At 65.1% G+C, this 1,062-nt stretch carries 1 protein-coding gene; it reads right to left on the reverse strand.

Annotation, left to right across the window (positions count from 1 at the left end; genetic code table 11):
• A partial coding sequence (locus DW732_RS09720; RefSeq protein ID WP_055252703.1) for an SIS domain-containing protein occupies window positions 1–1,062 on the reverse strand: 1,062 nt, incomplete at its 5' end.

Genomic DNA, 1,062 nt, shown 5'->3' on the forward strand with positions numbered 1-1,062 from the left:
TTAGTAGTCGAACTGGTGGTAGTAGCGGCGGTACTTGAGGTTGTGCTTGGTGACCAGCTCGTAGTTGCGCGAGAGGCGGTCGGTGGTCAGCACGGACAGGATCCAGGGGGACACGATGACGCGGAAGTCGTCGTCCAGGCCCGGGATCGCGTACTCGGCGGTGTCGATGATGACGTAGTCCTCGTCGCCGGTCACGCCGCTGGTGAGGAAGGCGCGGACGCGCTCGTCGAGGGCGCGGCACTCGTCCTCGCCCATGAACAGGAACACCGGGACGCCGGGCTCGAGCAGCTCGAGCGTGCCGTGGAAGAAGTCGTGCGAGGTGATGTGGCGGATGCGCTTCCACTGCATCTCCTCGAGCAGGCACATGGAGTACAGGATGGTCTCGCCCCACAGCGCGCCCGAGCCGATGAACATGGTGTAGTCGGCCAGCGCGTACTTCTTCGCGAGCTCCTCGGCGCGCGGCTCGAAGCGCTTGCGGATGTCGAGCATGTCCTTCCAGACGTCCTTCGTCTGCTCGATGAACAGGTCGAACTTGGGGAAGCAGCCGCGGCGGTTGAGCAGGCGCAGGCCGAAGCAGTCGGCGAGGTAGTAGCCCTTCTCGCAGCCGCCGGCGCCGTGGTCGGAGGCCATCATGACGCAGTTCTCGGCGCCCACGGCCCGGCCGATCTTGCCCTCGGGGTTGGTCATGGCGTAGACGCGCACGCCCATCTCCTTCATCTTGCCGATGGCCTCGAGCACCTCGGGGGTGGTGCCGGACTCGGAGGCGGTCAGCACGACGGACTTGTCGGTCATGCGCTTGTGGCCCATGACGTTCCACTCGGCGGCGTGGATCAGGTAGACCTCGAGGTCGCGGTCGCCGAACTTGTTCATGAGGTACTCGAGCTGCATGAACTCGTCCCAGGTGCCGCCGACGCCCATCAGGAAGACGGCGTCGTAGCCCTCCTCGTGCACGCGGTCGGCCAGCGCGGTCATCTTCTTGCCCGCCTCGTAGACGTTCCTGCCGTCCTCGAGGTAGCCCTCCTGGTCGAAGTGCATGATCTCGATCTTCTCGGTCTCCTTCAT

The organism is Collinsella sp. AM28-11LB, assembly GCF_003469895.1.
Lineage (GTDB): Bacteria > Actinomycetota > Coriobacteriia > Coriobacteriales > Coriobacteriaceae > Collinsella.